This is a genomic window from Maricaulis maris (assembly GCF_036322705.1).
In the GTDB taxonomy this organism is placed as follows: Bacteria; Pseudomonadota; Alphaproteobacteria; order Caulobacterales; family Maricaulaceae; genus Maricaulis; species Maricaulis maris_B.
Map to the genome: position 1 here is coordinate 2,069,696 of NZ_AP027270.1, position 16,826 is coordinate 2,086,521.

The 16,826-nt window shown below is 64.8% G+C and carries 16 protein-coding genes; 8 read left to right on the forward strand and 8 right to left on the reverse strand.

Annotated elements, in window-relative coordinates; genetic code table 11:
- Positions 1–21 precede the first annotated feature (21 nt).
- The 5 genes from AAA969_RS09810 to AAA969_RS09830 are packed head-to-tail and all read right to left on the reverse strand — an operon-like array spanning position 22 to position 6,324.
- The gene (locus tag AAA969_RS09810; protein WP_338245847.1) at positions 22–3,492 is read right to left on the reverse strand and encodes a hypothetical protein; all 3,471 of its coding nucleotides are present in this window, start codon (positions 3,490–3,492) and stop codon (positions 22–24) included.
- Positions 3,476–4,207, reverse strand: coding sequence for a MotE family protein (locus AAA969_RS09815; protein WP_338245848.1), 732 nt, complete (start codon positions 4,205–4,207; stop codon positions 3,476–3,478). The genes AAA969_RS09810 and AAA969_RS09815 overlap by 17 nt, the downstream gene beginning before the upstream one ends.
- 4 nt (positions 4,208–4,211) lie before the next feature.
- Positions 4,212–4,604, reverse strand: a complete 393-nt coding sequence (locus AAA969_RS09820) for a DUF6468 domain-containing protein (RefSeq protein ID WP_338245849.1) — start codon at positions 4,602–4,604, stop codon at positions 4,212–4,214.
- Positions 4,601–5,731, reverse strand: coding sequence for a flagellar motor switch protein FliM (gene fliM / locus AAA969_RS09825; protein WP_338245850.1), 1,131 nt, complete (start codon positions 5,729–5,731; stop codon positions 4,601–4,603). Before fliM ends, AAA969_RS09820 begins: the two co-directional genes overlap by 4 nt.
- Positions 5,732–5,760: 29 nt before the next feature.
- Entirely contained in the window at positions 5,761–6,324 is a 564-nt protein-coding gene (locus AAA969_RS09830; RefSeq protein ID WP_338245851.1) for a flagellar basal body-associated FliL family protein, read from the reverse strand.
- Positions 6,325–6,586: 262 nt separating this feature from the next.
- Here AAA969_RS09830 and AAA969_RS09835 point away from each other — a divergent pair, with 262 nt between their 5' ends.
- The 4 genes from AAA969_RS09835 to flgH are packed head-to-tail and all read left to right on the forward strand — an operon-like array spanning position 6,587 to position 9,867.
- The gene (locus AAA969_RS09835) at positions 6,587–7,336 is read left to right on the forward strand and encodes a flagellar hook-basal body complex protein (RefSeq protein WP_338245852.1); all 750 of its coding nucleotides are present in this window, start codon (positions 6,587–6,589) and stop codon (positions 7,334–7,336) included.
- Between the two features lie 16 nt (positions 7,337–7,352).
- Positions 7,353–8,138 (forward strand): flagellar basal-body rod protein FlgG, encoded by a 786-nt coding sequence (gene flgG, locus AAA969_RS09840; protein ID WP_338245853.1) that lies wholly within the window; start codon positions 7,353–7,355, stop codon positions 8,136–8,138.
- Between the two features lie 12 nt (positions 8,139–8,150).
- Complete coding sequence (flgA, locus tag AAA969_RS09845) at positions 8,151–9,095, forward strand: flagellar basal body P-ring formation chaperone FlgA (protein WP_338245854.1); 945 nt, start codon at positions 8,151–8,153, stop codon at positions 9,093–9,095.
- A gap of 16 nt (positions 9,096–9,111) precedes the next feature.
- Positions 9,112–9,867 (forward strand): flagellar basal body L-ring protein FlgH, encoded by a 756-nt coding sequence (flgH, locus tag AAA969_RS09850; protein ID WP_338245855.1) that lies wholly within the window; start codon positions 9,112–9,114, stop codon positions 9,865–9,867.
- Positions 9,868–10,084: 217 nt separating this feature from the next.
- On the opposite strand, the gene dksA is transcribed toward flgH, so the two are convergent.
- Together dksA and AAA969_RS09860 are read right to left on the reverse strand one after the other, a co-directional pair.
- Positions 10,085–10,513 carry an RNA polymerase-binding protein DksA gene (gene dksA / locus AAA969_RS09855; RefSeq protein WP_338245856.1) on the reverse strand — a complete coding sequence of 143 codons (429 nt, stop codon included), beginning with the start codon at positions 10,511–10,513 and terminating at the stop codon, positions 10,085–10,087.
- Between the two features lie 160 nt (positions 10,514–10,673).
- On the reverse strand, positions 10,674–11,117 hold the full coding sequence (locus AAA969_RS09860) for a flagellar assembly protein FliX (protein ID WP_338245857.1): 444 nt from the start codon (positions 11,115–11,117) through the stop codon (positions 10,674–10,676).
- Between the two features lie 216 nt (positions 11,118–11,333).
- Between AAA969_RS09860 and AAA969_RS09865 the strand changes: the two genes are divergently transcribed.
- From AAA969_RS09865 to AAA969_RS09880, 4 genes are all read left to right on the forward strand, one after another.
- Positions 11,334–12,449 carry a flagellar basal body P-ring protein FlgI gene (locus tag AAA969_RS09865; RefSeq protein WP_338245858.1) on the forward strand — a complete coding sequence of 372 codons (1,116 nt, stop codon included), beginning with the start codon at positions 11,334–11,336 and terminating at the stop codon, positions 12,447–12,449.
- A 2-nt stretch (positions 12,450–12,451) separates the two neighbouring features.
- Positions 12,452–12,778, forward strand: a complete 327-nt coding sequence (locus AAA969_RS09870) for a rod-binding protein (RefSeq protein ID WP_338245859.1) — start codon at positions 12,452–12,454, stop codon at positions 12,776–12,778.
- Between the two features lies 1 nt (position 12,779).
- On the forward strand, positions 12,780–13,229 hold the full coding sequence (locus AAA969_RS09875) for a flagellar basal-body protein FlbY (RefSeq protein WP_338245860.1): 450 nt from the start codon (positions 12,780–12,782) through the stop codon (positions 13,227–13,229).
- An 84-nt stretch (positions 13,230–13,313) separates the two neighbouring features.
- A complete protein-coding gene (locus tag AAA969_RS09880; RefSeq protein ID WP_338245861.1) occupies positions 13,314–13,988 on the forward strand; it encodes a class I SAM-dependent methyltransferase in 675 nt (224 codons plus the stop codon).
- On the opposite strand, the gene AAA969_RS09885 is transcribed toward AAA969_RS09880, so the two are convergent.
- Positions 13,985–16,753 (reverse strand): hypothetical protein, encoded by a 2,769-nt coding sequence (locus AAA969_RS09885; RefSeq protein WP_338245862.1) that lies wholly within the window; start codon positions 16,751–16,753, stop codon positions 13,985–13,987. The genes AAA969_RS09880 and AAA969_RS09885 overlap by 4 nt on opposite strands.
- Between the last annotated feature and the right edge of the window lie 73 nt (positions 16,754–16,826).

Genomic DNA, 16,826 nt, shown 5'->3' on the forward strand with positions numbered 1-16,826 from the left:
ACAGGACGATGAAGGCGCGCCTCAGCTCGGGCCGCCGCCGTTGACGAAGCGGGCCCGGAACGGCTCCATGAAGGCATCCAGCGTATCAATCGAGGCAATCCGCGACGCCATGTCGGTGAAGCGGACATTGCCCGGCGTGGCATCGTCATTGGTCAAAAGGCCGAAGGCGGCAGCCTGGTCAGTCGCGGCCATGGCCTCGCCATAGCGCTCTCCCAGACGGACCGCACTATCGGTGTCGCGGGCCAGGCTATAGGCGATCGCGGCCCGCAGGACATCGTCCTGCTCGGTGGGCTCGAGCGGGCTGGCCTCGGCGAAGCGATTGCCGAGAATGCCCTCGAGCCGACGCCCGGCATTGCGCCAGTCGCGCTGGGTCCAGGCAACATCGGCGCGCAGACGGCTGGCCGCCTCGGACTGGTCGGATGCAATCAGCTCGAGCGCCTGCTCGGCCCGGCCCATCTCTGACAGCGCCCGGGCTTCCAGCAGATAGCGTTCATCCACCATTGCCTCCGGCAGGCCGGCAATGCGGGATCTGCGGATCGTGTTGAGGGCATCCTCATAGCGGCGATCCATCAGGTAGACGATGGCGAGGTCCGTCGCGACGCGGGCGCGGGCCAGGGGTTCGCGCAGACGGTAATCGACCTGGTGCTGCAAAAGCTCCGCAGCCGGGTCCAAAAGGTCAAAGGCGATCAGCCGGTCGGCGAGCCGCCGGATCATGCGGTCACCATCGGTGCCGATCGGCGCCAGGTTCTGGTATTGATAAAAGATCGCGACCGCTTCGACCGGGTCCATCCGATCAGCCTCGCCGTCGAGAAAGAGACGGCGGAAGATCGATACCATGTCCTCACCGATGCGGCGTCCGGCCTCGGATTCGGGGAAGCGCGCCTGCGCGGTCGCCATGGTCTCGAGGCCGCGGGCGAAATCACCGGCCTGGACATAGAGCTCACCGAGGGTGCGTACGGTTTCCAGCTCGATGGTATCGCCGCGCCAGCGGAAACGGAGATTCTCCAGATTCTCGATCGCCTCGGCCCGGCTGATCTGGCCGTCGGCGAGCTGCAGCCGGTAGAGATCGTACAGGGCGCGGGCTTCCGCCTCGGCATAGCCTGATGTTGACAGCGCATCGAGACGGCTGAGGGCCTCCGACAGGTTGCCACCCGCCTCAGCCAGCCGTGCCGCCACGTAATTGGCGTCCAGCTGGGTCTGCCAGTCCGGATCACCGGCCTCGACCGCATAGAGATATTCCTGCGCCGCTGCAGTATCACCGAGCTCAAGCGCGGCCAGGGCGTGCGCGGCATTGAACCGGGCCTGCCACTCCGCCGGATAGTGATAAATGGTGGCCTCGCCCGTATTGAAGCGGCGCCGGGCATCCTGCCAGCGCTGCTCGCGCACCGCGATCATGGCTCGCCAGAGATCGGCCCCCGGGTCCTGGGCCAGGGACGGGTGAGCGAAATACTCCGCCGCATCATCAAGGCGGTACATCAAATAGCTTGCGACGCCCTGGATGGAGCGGACATGCGGATCGTTGGCGAGTTGTGGCTCGGCCTCGATCGCCAGCTGGACCATGCCAAGGGCCTCCGGCGCGAGATCACGCGCCAGCAGGAAACGGGCGAGCGCGATCTGCCCGTCTGTCCCCTCCTCCAGAGCAGTCCGGCGCAGGCGGGCATTCCATTCCGTGTTGAAAGCGCCGGCGCCGCGCCAGGCATCGAAATACATCAGCGCCGGCGAGGAGATATTCGCCAGCACGGACCCTTCGCCGTCGGACCGTCCTGCGGTCGCGGTGGCGGCAGGCGTCAGATCAAGGCCCGTGGGGCGACTGATGGCGGCACCGCCGCCGATCAACTCGATCTCGATATCCTCGGCGATCACCTGAACCGCTGCGCCCTGGGCGCTCGGCAGCAGGGCACCGCCGACGAATTCGCTGCGGGCGATCAGGCCCTGGATCGGACCCATGGCCGTGATCACGCCAATCCGGTCGCCGACCACGGGATCATCGATCCAGCGGATCGCGTGCGCATTGGCGATATCCATCAGGATGCGCCCCGGACGACCGCGACGCGCATCGCGTCGCACATTGATCGGGCGGGGCGGCGAGTCGATCCGTTCCGACAGCACGACCGACCAACGATTGCCATCAAGCCGGGCCTCGGCCTGGGAGGTCGACGGCACGATGATCCGCGCGGCACTGTAGGTCTCGCCCGTCACCGCGGAATAATTGCGGACATGGCGCCGGCCGGCACCATCGAGTTCGTCCAGGTTGAGCGCGGCCGCTGCGTCAAACACGATCCAGATCGCTTCGCCACGCCGGAACACCGCCATGCCGAGCGGCGCGGCCCAGTCAAAGTCGATCCGCAGGTCCCCGTTGAAGTCGGACACTTCAGCCCGGACGACACCGTCATCGGGCAGCGGGCTCGGCCCGGTCATGACGGGCTGCAGCATCGTCGGCTGTGCCGCTTGTGGCCGGGGCCCGGTCTCCACCGACGGCTCGGACTCGACCGGGGGTTCATCGCTGGTGGAGGCCTGCCGGGTCATCGGCGCAGCGGCCGGTTGCGACGTGGCCGGGGTCGGGGTCGGCCGGGGATTGGCGGCGGCCACCGTCTCTTCGGCAGCCGCATCTGTGGTGGCATCAGCCCGGTTGGCGATGGCCTCGGCATCGGCGGCTTCACCGAGCTCGGCCAGCAAGGTGGCAGCGTCGACAAAGGCCGGATCGGGCAGGTCGATGGCAACCCGGCCATCCTCACCCCAGGCCCGCACCTCGACACCGGGCTCAACCGTCAGCCGGAGCACGAATTCATCGCCCTCACGCCGGGCGTCGAGGCCCTGAAGGAAGCGCGGCGGCGAGCCGGACAACCGGCTCAGATCAATGTCAGCAGGCTCGGCAAAGCGCACCTCCGCGACATTGCCAGTCTGCTCGAGCGTGAACGCGACCTCACGCGGCCAGAGCAGCTCGATCCGTGTATATTCGGTGGCCTGGCCGACCCGGTAGCGGACCGGCAAGGCCTCGGCGGGCGGCGGTGGTGGTGGTGGCAGCGCGGCTTGCTCGGCCGCCAGTCGGGCGGCCTCGATTTCGCGCGCTTCGCGCGGCGACACGATGTCAGCCGGTCGGGCGCCCCCCACCGGGACAAAATCAATCGCGACCTGGTCATAGCTTGCCGAGGTATAGGCCTCGACGCTCTGGTTGAGGGCAATGCGCAAGGTCGACCCGTCAGGATCAAGCCGGGCCCTCGCCGCCAGGCCGGACAGCTCTCCGACCAGCGTCGATACATCCGCCTCGAGCGGCTCGCTGAGACGGGCGATCAGAACCGTGTGCTCAACCCGGACATCGGCCACCGGCAGGTTGTCGGCAACGCTGTCGTCATAGTCGATGAGCAGGCGCAGCGAATTCTCACCGCGCTCGACGCTCAGTGTCGCCGGCGTTTGCGCCAGCGCGGTCGAAGCCAGAAGCAGTGGCAGAAGGCTTCCGGCCAGACGGCCAATATGTCTAGCCGCCTTCGGCAATCCGCGCCTCCAGCTCGGCCACCGTCTCGGGCAGGTTGGACCGGCTCGCCATGCGCTCGGTGAGCGCAGCAGCCGCACCCGTATTCATCTCGGCCAGGATGGAGCCGAAGACACGCTGCGACATGCGCGAGGCAATCTGCAGCTGGGTTTCCATGTCGAGTGTGGCGATCCGCTCCGACGCGTCGCGCGGTTCCATGGCGGAATACCAGGCAACGATCACGCCCATATCCGCATCCTCACGATCCGAGAGCTCGCCGGACAGGGTTTCAATCTGCTCGCGCAGCGCGTTGAGCTCGGAGATCTTGGTATCGACCCGCTGTTCCATCGCCAGCATCAGCGCTTCGCGGGTTTCGAGGTCGCGCTCGCGGGCATCCAGCTCGCCGGAGCGCTCGCGGAGACGATAGATCACACGCTCTTCCTCGGCGGTGCGAACCCCGCTGGCGACCCGCTCGCTGAAGGCAGCCGAGGCATCCGCCTCGGTTGGCGTGCCGAGGATCGGCGCCGACTGGGCATGTTCGGCCGGCATGATCGGCGCGTCAGGCTCAGCGGCCGCACCGTCATCGCCATGCGCCTGTGCGCTGGCTTCCGCTGCCATGGCACTGCCCTGGGCATCCCACCATTCAGCCGCCCCATTGGCGATCGACAGGGATTTGAGGCCCAGCAGTCCGCACATCAGGACCGCAAGGACGGTGAAAAAGCGAAGCGGCTCGCGCATGGCGCTACCTCACATCCTTGAGATCATTGATGATGCGGGAGCCAGCCCCGTCCGGAAAAATATCAGCGGCGCGGCGGCGCGGCGCGCGGCGCTGCGCGAGATTATCGGCCTTGCGGTCCGCATTGCCCGTGACCAGGCGCAACTCGTCGGCCAGCACACGCGCGTCAGCGACACGCTTTTCCAGGACCTCGGCGGACTGGGCGGTCGCCCGCTCGAGCGCACCAAGGCTGGCCCGGGCGCGATCGGTGGCCTCATTGAGCGCAATCACCGACTCGCGGACACCGTCCTGCCCCTTCTTGAGCGCACTCAGACGGCGATCGACGCGCCAGCACATGACCACAGCCACGACCAGCAGCGCAGCGACGAGACCTTCGAATATCAGGGCGGCGAGTGTCATGCGAACCTCATCATCGCTTTCTTGGCCCCTGGCGAGAGCGGTCCGCTCAGTCGCAGGGCAACATTGTGTCCTATGCGGCCCATCCGGCCGCGGGTCAGGGGAACATTGCCGCAACGCAGCTCGACATCACTGGTCGGCGATGCATCGAGATACAGCGTGTCCCCCACTTTCAGGTTGGCGACCGTTCCGAGTGAAATGCGTTGCTCGTCGAGCACGGCCTGGACTTCCATCTTGGTCGACCAGAGCTCGGTCGCCAGGTGGCCTTCCCAGATATTGTCGCGTCCGAACTTTTCCCCCATGAACTGCTGGAGCAACATCTTCCGGATGGGCTCCAGAGTCGCATAAGGCAGCAAGAGCTCGATTCGACCACCGCGGTCTTCCATGTCGATCCGCAGCTTGACCAGGATGGCCGCATTGGCCGGCCGGGCGATCGCGGCGAAGCGCGGATTGGTCTCGACGCGCTCAAGGTCAAAATCGACCTCGGTCAGCGGCTGGAACGCCTGCTTGGCATCGCCGAGGACAACTTCGATCATGCGCTGGACCAGCATCCGCTCGATCGTGGTGTAGGGGCGCCCCTCGATCCGCATGGCCGAGGTGCCGCGGCGTCCGCCGAGCAGAACGTCGACGATCGAATAGATCAGGTTGGAATCGACCGTCAGCAGGCCGTAATTGTCGAGCTGCTGGGCCCGGAAGACAGCGAGAATGGCGGGCAGCGGAATGGAATTCAGATAGTCGCCGAAGCGGATCGACGAGATATTGTCGAGCGAGACCTCGACATTGTCCGACGTGAAATTGCGCAGCGATGTCGTCATCAGACGCACGAGACGGTCGAAGACGATCTCGAGCATCGGCAGGCGCTCATAGGAGACCAGGGCCGAATTGATGATGGCGCGGATGCCGGACTTGTCCCCAGCGTCGTCGTCCGAGAGCGAGAAGCCGAGCAGGCTGTCGATCTCGTCCTGGTTGAGGATGCGCTCGGCACCGCCGCCGACGGTCGGCAGGTCCTGATCACTGTCATCCGCACCGACCATGGCCTCCCATTCGGACGCCAGGTCGAGGTCGTCACCGTCCTCGGCCATGGCCTCCCATTCGGCCGCCAATGCATCTTGGTCCATATCGTCAGACATGTGCGTGCTTTCCGTTGGTCCTGACAGGCCTAGTCGACAAGAAGGAGTTGCTGGATCAGGACCGCATCGACCTGAGCCGGCTCGATCGCCATGTTGACCCGGCGCAGCAATTCCAGACGAAGGCGGTTCTGACCGGCCGAGCCGTAGATCTCGTCTTCGCGAAGCTCGCGCAGGAACATGATATACTGGTCCATCACCCGGTCGACATGCTCTTCGAGGATCGGACCGAGGTCGGACCGGCTCGACTCAAAGGTCACCTGGAGCTGGATGATGATCGGACGGCCGGTCGAGGAGCGGATATTCGTCGTGATCGTCTCTTCGGTCCCGTCGCCTTCGCGCAGGTTGTAATAATATACTTCATCGGTCGAGTGGGCCTCAGCGGCGCCATGACCGTCAGCGGCCTCGCCGTGACCGGCATCGGCATGCTGTTCCTCGTCATCACCGCCGCCGGCGAACATCATGAATCCACCGACGCCCGCGAGCAGCAGGATCAGCACGGGCAAACCGATAAAAAGAACCAATTTCAAAGGGTTCTTCTTCGGCTTTTCCTCGCCTTCTGCACCGTCTTCGATGTCGTCGTTGTCGTCAGCCATGGTCTCGCTCCCAGTCCGGGGAATCATCTGATCCCATTAACGGTGAGCGCGGTTAACGTTTCGTAGTGATTGGCGGCGGCCCGGCAACTTCTTCCCAGTGCTGTGACGGTCTTTGCCGGAAAGGCTTGCCGGGCTTTTCCGCGCGCCTTCGTCAACCTCTTGTTTTCCATGAAAATTAACCTTGGCACGCGGCATGCAGCTGGTCCGGTAACTGCCGCGCAATGACGACGGCGGACCCCAGGCTCCAGAAAGGAACCGCCCGATGGACAACGCTATGATGATCGGCCTGTCGCGCCAGATGACCCTTCGGCGGTCAATGGACGTCGTGGCCAATAATATCGCCAACGCCAACACTGCCGGCTTCAAGGTCGAATCCCTGCTGCTGGAGAATCGCGCTGCACCCACCGCCGAACACGCGGACGGACCCACCGACATCCAGTTCGTGAATACGTGGGGCATGGGCCGCGATTTTGGCCAGGGCGAACTGGCTTTCACCGGCCGTGAATTCGACCTCGCGATCGAGGGCGACGGCTTCTTCGCCGTCGACGCAAACGGCCAGGAACAATACAGCCGCGATGGCCGCTTCCGCCTCGACGCTGCCGGCCAGCTGGTCGCCGCCGATGGCTCGCCCGTCATTGATGGCGACACGCGCGGCCCGATCCTGATCGACTCGACTGCCGGCAATATCGAAGTCGTCAATGGCGGCACCATCATGCAGAACGGCCAGCAAGTCGGCCGGATCGGCGTGTTCGACATCGCCAACCGGGCGGAGATGTCCAAGCAGGGCAATGGCCGCTACACGATCCCGCCGTCCAACGACCCGGCCGACCAGCCCCTGGCCCTGCTCGACCCGACCGTTCGTCAGGGTTTCATCGAGCAGTCCAACGTCCAGTCCATTCTCGAGCTCACCGACATGATGTCTGTCATGCGCAGCTACCAGTCGGTCTCGAAGTTTCTTGAACAAGCAGAAGATCTGAGCAAGCGCGCCATCGAGCGCCTTGGCCGGATCTGATCGGAGGAGACCGAATATGCGTGCTCTCACCACCGCCGCCACCGGCATGCAGGCCCAACAGCTCAATGTCGAAGTAATCTCGAACAACCTGGCCAACATGAACACGACCGGGTTCAAGCGCCAGCGGGCCGAGTTCCAGGACCTCCTCTATCAGAACGTCCAGCAGATGGGCATGGACAGCTCCGATGCCGGCACGATCGTGCCGACCGGTGTCCAGGTCGGTCTCGGCGTCCAGACGGCCTCGATCTACCGCATTACCGAACAGGGCGCCCTCTCGAACACGGGCAACCCGTTCGACCTGGCGATTTCCGGCCATGGTTATTTCCGCGTCCAGATGCCCGACGGCTCGGACGGCTATACGCGCGCCGGCAATTTCTCGATCAGCCCGCAAGGCGAACTGGTCACCACGGACGGCTATACCGTCGCCCCGGGCATTGCCATCCCGCAGGGCTCGCGCGAGATCGCCATCAATGCCCAGGGCCAGGTCCAGGCCCTGATCGACGGCCAGACCGATCCCCAGACGGTTGGTCAGCTCGAGCTGGCAACCTTCTTCAACGAGGCCGGCCTTGAAGCCCGCGGCGACAACCTCTTCCTCGAGTCCGCGGCCTCCGGCGCCGCGAACACCGGCACGCCGGGATCGCCGGGCTTCGGGTCGATCCGCCAAGGCTTCGTCGAGACCTCGAACGTCAACTCGGTGTCGGAAATCACGGCCCTGATCCAGGCCCAGCGCGCCTATGAAATGAATGCCCGCGTCATCACGGCCTCGGACGAGATGATGGCCGCTTCGTCCAACCTTCGCTAACGGGAGCGCTAGATGATCCGCACAAGCCTCATCGCACTCGCCTGCCTCACCACGGCCCCGTTTGCGACCTCCGCAGCATCGGCCGCCGACACGGTCGTGCTGCGGGAAACCATCCGCGTCGACAGCCCCCACATCACGCTGGGCGACCTGTTCGACATCGCCGGTCCGCGGGCCGACATTGTCGTCGCCCGGGCCCCGGCTCCCGGCAGCCGCACGGCCCTGGACGTCAACTATGTCCGCCGCATTGCCCTGGAAAACGACCTCGACTGGGCCAATGCGGCCGGTGTGCAGCGGCTCTCGATCGAGCGCGCCAGCCGCGTCGTGTCGGCTGACACGCTCACCAACATGCTTGAAGGCGAGCTCTTCGCCTCGGAGGGTCGGGTGCACGACGTCCAGCTCTCCAACACGGCGATGGCGCTTCACGCACCGCTCGACAGCGTTGGCGGGCCGGAGATCCACGACCTCTCCTTCGACAGCCGCTCCGGCATGCTGGCGGCCGAAATCGCTCCCTATCACGGTGCCCAGACGGTGCGTGTGACCGGGCGCGCCTATGCCACGGTCGAGCTGCCGGTTCTGGCCCGCCCGGTCGCGGCGGGGCAGGAAATCACCGCCAGCGACATCACCTGGATCAGCCATCGCGCAGACCGGCTGCGTCCCGACGCCATTCTCGACCCCGACGCCCTGATCGGGCTGGAGGCCCGCCGCGCCCTGCGCCCGAACGAGCCGCTGCGGGGCTATGACCTGCAGCGTCCGCTGATGGTCGAACGCGGCGATCTGGTCACCCTCGTGTTTGCGGTGCCCGGCATCCAGCTGACCGTGCGCGCCCGCGCCATGGAAGATGCCGCCGACGGCGAAGTCGTCCGCTTCGTCAACCTGCAGTCCAACCGTACGGTCGAGGCCCTCGTCGATGGCCCGGGCCGGGCCCGCGTCGGCGCTTCGCCGACCGCCAGCTTCTGATCGAGGAGGTCAGATCATGATCCGCAAGTTCGCCATACTCGCCCTCGCTGCCGCCGCCCTGCAGGCCTGTGCCGCCACCGATCGCCTGTCCTATGTCGGCCAGACACCGCCGATGACCCCGATCCAGAACCCGGCCGATCTCGCCGGAACCGGACCGTCACAACTGCCGATGCCGATGCCGCGCGTCCCGCAGCAACGCTATGCGGCAGCCGGTGTCGCGAACAATTCGCTGTGGAATGCCAACTCCCCGACCTTCTTCGGCGATCCGCGGGCTGACCAGGTCGGCGATATTGTCACCGTCAATATCGACATCTCCGACAGCGCCCAGCTCAACAACACCACCAACCGCAGCCGGACCTCGGCCGAGGACAGCGACCTGACCAATTTCCTGGGCGCTGACCTGACCGCTTTCTTCAATGACAATATCGACCCGACCTCGATGACCAGCCTCGGCTCATCCTCCTCGCTGGCCGGATCGGGTTCGGTCAACCGGACTGAAAGCATCTCGCTGACCGTTGCCGCCCTCGTCACCCAGGTCTTGCCGAATGGCAATCTGGTCATCGCCGGACGCCAGGAAGTCCGGGTCAACAACGAGGTCCGCGAACTTCTCATCACCGGCATTGCGCGTCCGCAGGACATCGGATCGGACAACACGATCGCCCACACGCAAATCGCCGAAGCCCGCATTTCCTACGGCGGCCGCGGACATCTCAGCGATGTCCAGCGCCCGCGCTATGGCCAGGAACTCTACGACATCCTGATGCCATTCTAGGACACGAACCCCCGCCACCATCGGGAACAACTGGGCCGTTACGCCAAGCGCGTGACGGCCCATTTTTTATTTCAAATCATAGGATTGACGCGGGCGTCACGCAGCCACGGTGGTGCATCAGGGGGCATGGCGCGGCATCAATACGCTTGCGAAAGCCGTCACGGGTCACGGGTCACGGGTCGTCGAAAGGCTGGTACGCACCGCCGCCACGACCGTCCTAGCTGTCGCGGTGAACACGCTCTTTGCGTTCGTGACGCTCCTGGGCTTCCAGGCTGAGCGTCGCGACGGGACGGGCGTCGAGGCGGGCGAGCGAGATCGGCTCACCGGTCTCGTCACAATAACCGTATTCGTCTTCGTCGAGGCGTCGCAGGGCTTTCTCGATCTTGGAGATCAGCTTGCGCTGACGATCACGGGCGCGCAGCTCCAGCGATCGGTCGGTCTCGGTCGAGGCGCGGTCAGCCAGGTCCGGCAAGGCGCCCATGTCTTCCTGCAGATTGGTGATCGTCGAGCGGCTCTCCCGGAGGATGTCATCCTTCCAGGCTTTGAGCTTGCGGCGGAAATACTCTTTCTGCCGGTCATTCATGAACGGCTCGTCTTCCGACGGGAAGTAATCCTTGGGCAATTCGATCGGTTCAGCTTCGCTCATCGCTTCCCACTCAACTCAACGCAGTCCAGCGCTCTCCCCCAGAAAGCGGGCGGAGAATATGCACGGAGCGGCCCAAGTCAATGTGGAGACGCTGTAGCAACGCCCGTACAGGCCCGCCAATAGCGGAAAACCTTGTATGATTTGTGTCGGAAACGGTGGTTTAGCTGAACTTGGCCAGCTCGACCGCAGCACGGGTCTCGACCTCGTCGAGTGCGGCCTCGAGGCGCGCATCATTGGTCGCGTCACGGCGGGTCTGCAAAAGGTCCATCAGCGCGACCAGCTTGGCGCGTGGCAGACCGCCCTCGAGGAGCGCGATCTTGAACTCGTCCAGCATGTCCAGCACATCGAAGGCACGGTCGGTGGCACGCTTGCGGGCATGCGTGAAATCCTCGACCCCCTGCAGGGCCAGAATGGCGTCCACCGACTGGACCGAGGAGACCGCGCTGGCCGTCATTCCGCCCGACGCCTTGGCCGGCATGTCCAGCTTGAATCCCTCACCGGAGGCGCCCGACGTGGTCTTGCGCTTGCCGGCGGAAACAGAGCTGGTGGAGCTGGGTCCGGAGACTTTCATGGCGGGAATCATTTCCTCGTGATGACGCATCATGGATGCAGTCGGGCCGCTTAACAGAGCCTTAACCCAAGCCGCCGGACCGGCAAAATCTGCCGGTCTCGGCGTGCAGGCGGCGGGATTTTCCGCCCGGCACACCCAGACCATACCGCCCAAGCCATTGTTTTCAAGCGTCTTATTTTATTAACCAAAAGCGGCAAACTGGCACGGCTCTGGCAAGGTCGTGGGCGAACACGTTCCGGAGACTGCAAAATGCGTCTGATCATCGCCCTGCTCGCCACCCTCGCTTTCGCCGCCCCGACCCTGGCGTCGTCGCGAATCAAGGACATGGTCGATGTCGAGGATGTGCGCGACAATCACCTCGTCGGTTACGGCCTGGTCGTCGGCCTGGATGGCAGCGGCGACAGCCTGCGCAACTCGGCCTTCACCAACCAGTCGCTGAACGCGATGCTGGAACACTTCAACGTCAATACCCGCGACGCGAACCTCAATACCCGCAATGTCGCGGCTGTGATGGTCACCGCCTCGCTGCCGGCCTTCTCCTCCCAGGGCAGCCGGATGGATGTCACGGTCTCCGCGATCGGCGATTCCTCCAGCCTGCAGGGTGGCGTCCTGATCGCCACCCCGCTGTTCGACAGCCATGGCCGGGCCTGGGCCGTTGCCCAGGGCTCGCTGGCGGTCGGCGGGTTCGAGGCCGGTGGCGATGCCGCCGTGATCACCCGCGGCGTCCCGACCTCCGGCCGCATCGCCAATGGTGCGCTGGTCGAGAACCCGTTCGAGGGCACCGGCGTCGATCCCTGGGCCGAGATCGCCAATCGCGACAGCCTGCGCCTGTCCCTGCGCAACCCCGACATCACCACTGCCCGGCGCATGGCCGACGCGATCAATGCCTATGTCGGCCCCGGCTCGGCCCGGGCGTCGGACCCGAGCACGGTGACCCTGATGCGCCCCGGCCATTTCGAGGGCGACATGATCGACCTGCTGGCCGAAGTCGAGCAGCTGCGCGTCGAGGCCGACATCCCGGCCCGCGTCATCATCGACGAGAATACCGGCACCATCGTCATGGGCGAGAATGTCCGCGTCTCCACCGTCGCCATCGCCCAGGGCAATCTGACCATCACGGTCACCGAAAGCCCGATCGCCAGCCAGCCGGCGCCCTTCTCTCAAGGCGAGACGGTTGTCCTGCCACGCACCGATGTCTCGGTCAGTGAAGACAACATGCAACTGGGTGTGCTCGAGGAAAGCGTGTCGCTGAGCCAGCTTGTCGACGGGCTCAATGCGATGGGTGTCAGCCCGCGCGACATGATCACCATCCTCCAGGCCATCAAGGCAGCGGGCGCGCTGCAGGCCGAGATCGAGGTACTCTGATCATGGACGGGATGCTCGAACTCCAGCTCGCCAACGCAACCGGTGCCGGCCGCACCCAGGGCGCTCCGGCCCTCGGGGGTGCGCGCAACGAGACCGAGGCGCGCGCGATTGCCGAGGACTTCGAGAGCTTCTTCCTGTCGCAGATGATCGAACAGATGTTTGCGCAGACGGGCGAAGAGAACCCGTTCGGCGGCGGCGCCGGCGAGCGCGCCTTCACCGGCCTGCTGCACGAGGAATACGCCAAGGTGATGGCGCAGTCGGGCGGGCTCGGCCTCGCCGACCGCCTGACATCAGAAATCCTGCGTTACCAGGAATCCGGGGAGATCTAGAATGACCGAACTTGCTGCTGGCAACCCTGCTGAACGTGCCGAAGGCCTGCTCAGACTGACCCGTCGCCTGACCGACTTGATCAATGAAGAGACGCGCCTGTTCCAGGATCGTCGCCCGCAGGACGCGCTTGGCCTGCAGGACGAGAAATCCCAGCTCGCCAACATCTACCGCGCCGAAGTGGCCCGCGCCCGCAAGGAACCGACCCGGTTCGCCGGCGCCCCGGCCCCGATCAAGACGGCGCTACGCGAAGCGACCCAGAACTTCCACGCCTCGCTGGCCGAGAATGGCCGCATTGTCGGCGCATTGAAGACGGTCACAGAAGGTGTGGTCAAGGCGATCGCCGATGAAGCCTCGCGCCAGCGTTCGACCGCCGGCGGCTATGGTCCCGGCGCGGCCCAGCGCACGGCGCAAGGCGGCAGTTTCGCCATCGCGGTCAATCGCACGGCCTGATCACCCTCCCGGTTCACACCGAACAACCCGACGTATTTACGCGGCGGTCTCCGGCTGGCATGTCACGGCCAACGGAGCCGCCACATGTCCATCCCGTCACCCGACACCCCTGACGATATTCCCGCTGGCATCGCCTATCGCGACTGGGCCGCTGTCTATGACAGCAATGAGAACCGCACCCGCGATCTCGACGCCTCCTGCCTGATCGCGGCCGATCTGCCGCTGGCCGGTGCGACGGTCGTCGAATTCGGCGCCGGCACCGGCAAGAACACCGCCCATCTCGCACGCCAGGCCACCCGCGTCACCGCGATGGACCTGTCACCGGACATGCTGGCGCGCGCCCACAAGCGCGGTCTGGGCGACCATGTCCGCTTCATCGAACATGACATCACCGGCCCCTGGCCTGTCGAACCGGCTTCGGCCGATCTGGTGGTCGGCAATCTGGTGCTGGAACATGTCCGCGATCTGGCGCCGGTCCTGGTCGAGGCTGCAAAGGCCCTGCGTCCGGGCGGACGGCTTTACCTGTCCGAACTTCATCCGTTCCGGCAATTGCGCGGCAGCCAGGCCCGTTTCGAGCGGGCCGATGGCAGCGCCGCCCGGGTCGAGGCCTATTATCATGGCGTATCGGAGTATCTGGCTGCCGCGCAGGCAGCCGGCCTGGCCTTGCTAAGCCTGGATGAACCGATTGAGCACGGTGCCACGATCGGTGCCGAAACACCGCCGCGCCTGCTGGTCCTGCAATTCGTGAAAACCGCCTAGAAGTAGAGACCGCCGGACGCGGAACCCGAGTTCAGACGCGCCAGCCCGGCCTGGTAATTGGCGAGCTGGGAATTGTAGTAGGCCGGAACCGTGCCGCCCTTCTTGCCGGCCTGCGGCCCCTTCAGCAATTCCTTCAGGGCGGGATCCATGGTCAGGTCACGATAGGCACGCTGGATCTTGGACAAGGCGTCCTGGATCGCCTCCATCGCACTCTCCGCCGAGTCCTTTTCCTTCAGGGACAGGGCATTGGGCAGGCCAAGCGCGAACAACGGCGGTCCGTCGCTCGTCTTCTTGTCCTTGTCGAGCAGGGAGCCGGTATTGACGATCGCCCCCGGCGACATGCCGAGTGACTTGAGCAGGTCACGGCCTTCACTGCCGGCAAACAGCTCGATCGTCGAACCCTCTGCCGCCTTGATCCGCAACATGTCGCCATCGCTGGAGCGGCGCACATCGGCGCTGCCGCTCAGGACCAGCTTGGCGTTGATCTTGAAGGTCAGCGACCGCATCGTGTCATCGGCGTCGATCGAGATTTTCTTCCGGCGGCCGCCATCGACAGACAGGTAGAAGAAGTCATCGGCGCGGGCCGAGCTGCGGTCGGTCACGACGCGGCTGTCGGAATAGGTCAGCGTGCCGGTCGGCAGGCCGAGCGCATCAAGCACGCTGTCATCGGTGGTCGAGAGGGCGAGGCCGGTCGCTTCGGCCAGACCGCCGCGCCCGGAAACCTGGGTCGACCAGTCGAGCGCGCCGGTGGTGCCATCAAGCCGGGCCGCGAAGGCATCGCGCTCGCCATTGAGGGTTCCGCCATTGATCCCGCCCAGCGTCTTGCCGGCGATGTAGATCTTGCCGTTGTCGACCTGGATGCCGGCCGCACTGTCGTCCGAGTCAGAGCCGACAAAGGTCAGAAAATCCGTGGACGGCGCGGCGCCGTCGGTCAGCTTCATGACGAAGGCATCGCGCACGCCGCCGGCATGCGCGGAGACGGGCGCGGTCGGGGCAAAGCTGCTGCCGGCTGCACCGGTCACATAAATGCCGCTCGCATCGATCGCGAGACCACCGATCCGGCCATCATCCAGATCGCCGAAATCCTGTTCCCAGAGCGCGGCAGAGGTATCGTCGGCGACGTCGAACTTGCGCAGGACGGCGCGGCCATCCTCCTCGCTGGCGACAACCAGATTGCCGTCTTCGGCAATGGCGATCGCGGATACTTTTTCATCACCGGTCGAACCGATGGACCGGGTCCAGAGCGTGGTGCCGCTGGCGTCGATGGCGCGGACATAACCGTCGCTGGTGCCGCCAGCATAATTATCGTCGCCAAAGGCACCGGCCGACTTGCCGGCGACATAGACCGTCCCGTCGTCGCCTATGGCGACCGTTCCGGCCTGGTCATCCTTGGTGCCGCCGAAGCGTTGGGTCCACTGCTCGACACCGCTGGCCGAGTATTTGACCACGACACTGTCGCTGCCACCGATCCGGGTGCTGTCACCGAGGCCGCCCTCGACCTTGCCCGCGACCACGACATTGCCGTCAGCGTCGGTAGCGATCGACAGGCCCTCGGCACTTTCGGCCGCGCCAAGCACACGGCTCCAGACGCGATTGCCGGTCGAATCATATTTGGCCAGCACCAGGTCCTGATCACCCTTGAGCGTCTGACCGTCGGTCGAGGCCGTTGTGTGTCCGACAACGAAGATACCGCCGTCACTGGACGCCACTGTCGCCTTGATCTCGAGCGGATTGTCTTCCTGCTTGATCCGGGTCTCACCCTCTTCGCCACCGACCACGGCCACTTCGGTCTCGTTCGGATCGGCGCTGAAGCGGGTTGTGTACCCGGTCTGCGTCGTGCCGCTGGCGAGGTCGGTGAGCTTGATCACCTGGCCGCCGGCAGTGTCGTTGATGCCGGAAACGCCGGCAAGATAAAGCGCCGGCTCAGCCGCCGAAGCCGAGAAGGAAATCGTCTCTGTGGACACACCGGCGATCAGGAAGCCGTAGTTGTTGCCCGGCACCACGCCGACATCATTCTTCTCGCCGATCTTGGTCCGCTCGAAGCGCGAGATCACGCCGGCGGCTTCCAGCTGCGTGTTGATGTGGTCGGAGATATTGTCGAGATTGCGCGTGGTGGCGCCCATATCGGCCAAGTCGATATTGATCGTCTGCGTGACACCACTCTTTTTCACCGAGATCGAGAACTGGACATCGCCGGTCAGGCTGGCGACCTCGGCGTCGAAATCGCCGCTGTGGATCGTATCGGTCTTGTATTGCGAAGTCCCGCGTGTGATCGCGACCTCGCTCTCGATCTTGGAGAGTTGCTCGCCCTTCAGAAGGGTCAGGCCGTCCAGGTCCATGTCATCAAAGAAGCTGTCGAACTGGGCCAGGCCGGACTGGAAACTCTTGTCGAGGAAATCACGCCGGCTGTCCGTCGTGGTCTTCTCCTTGGCTTCCTCGGCGAGCGAGGCCAGGCGCTTGAGACCCTGATGGAGGGAAAACAGCTGCTTGTAGTCATCCGGTCCATCAAGGCCGGAGAATTCACGATCAGGATTGTTGAAGAAGATGCCGTTGGCGAGGACCTTGCGGCTCATCTCTTCCAGCGTCATCAAATTCGGGGAGCCGAGCTCCCAGGGCGCAGCCGGCTTGGCGGGCTGACTACGGCTGGACGCGCTCGTCGACAACGCCGTGGACGAGGCAAGCGAGGTGTTGATACGTGAGTTGTACCACCCCGTCAGAACTCCAACATCCAGCCCGATCACGCTCACCGCGAAAATCCTTTTCACCTGACTGCTCACAATGCGCCCGAAACACGAAGAAAGTGTTGCCAGACAAGGTAAACCGGATCGAGACAAGTTG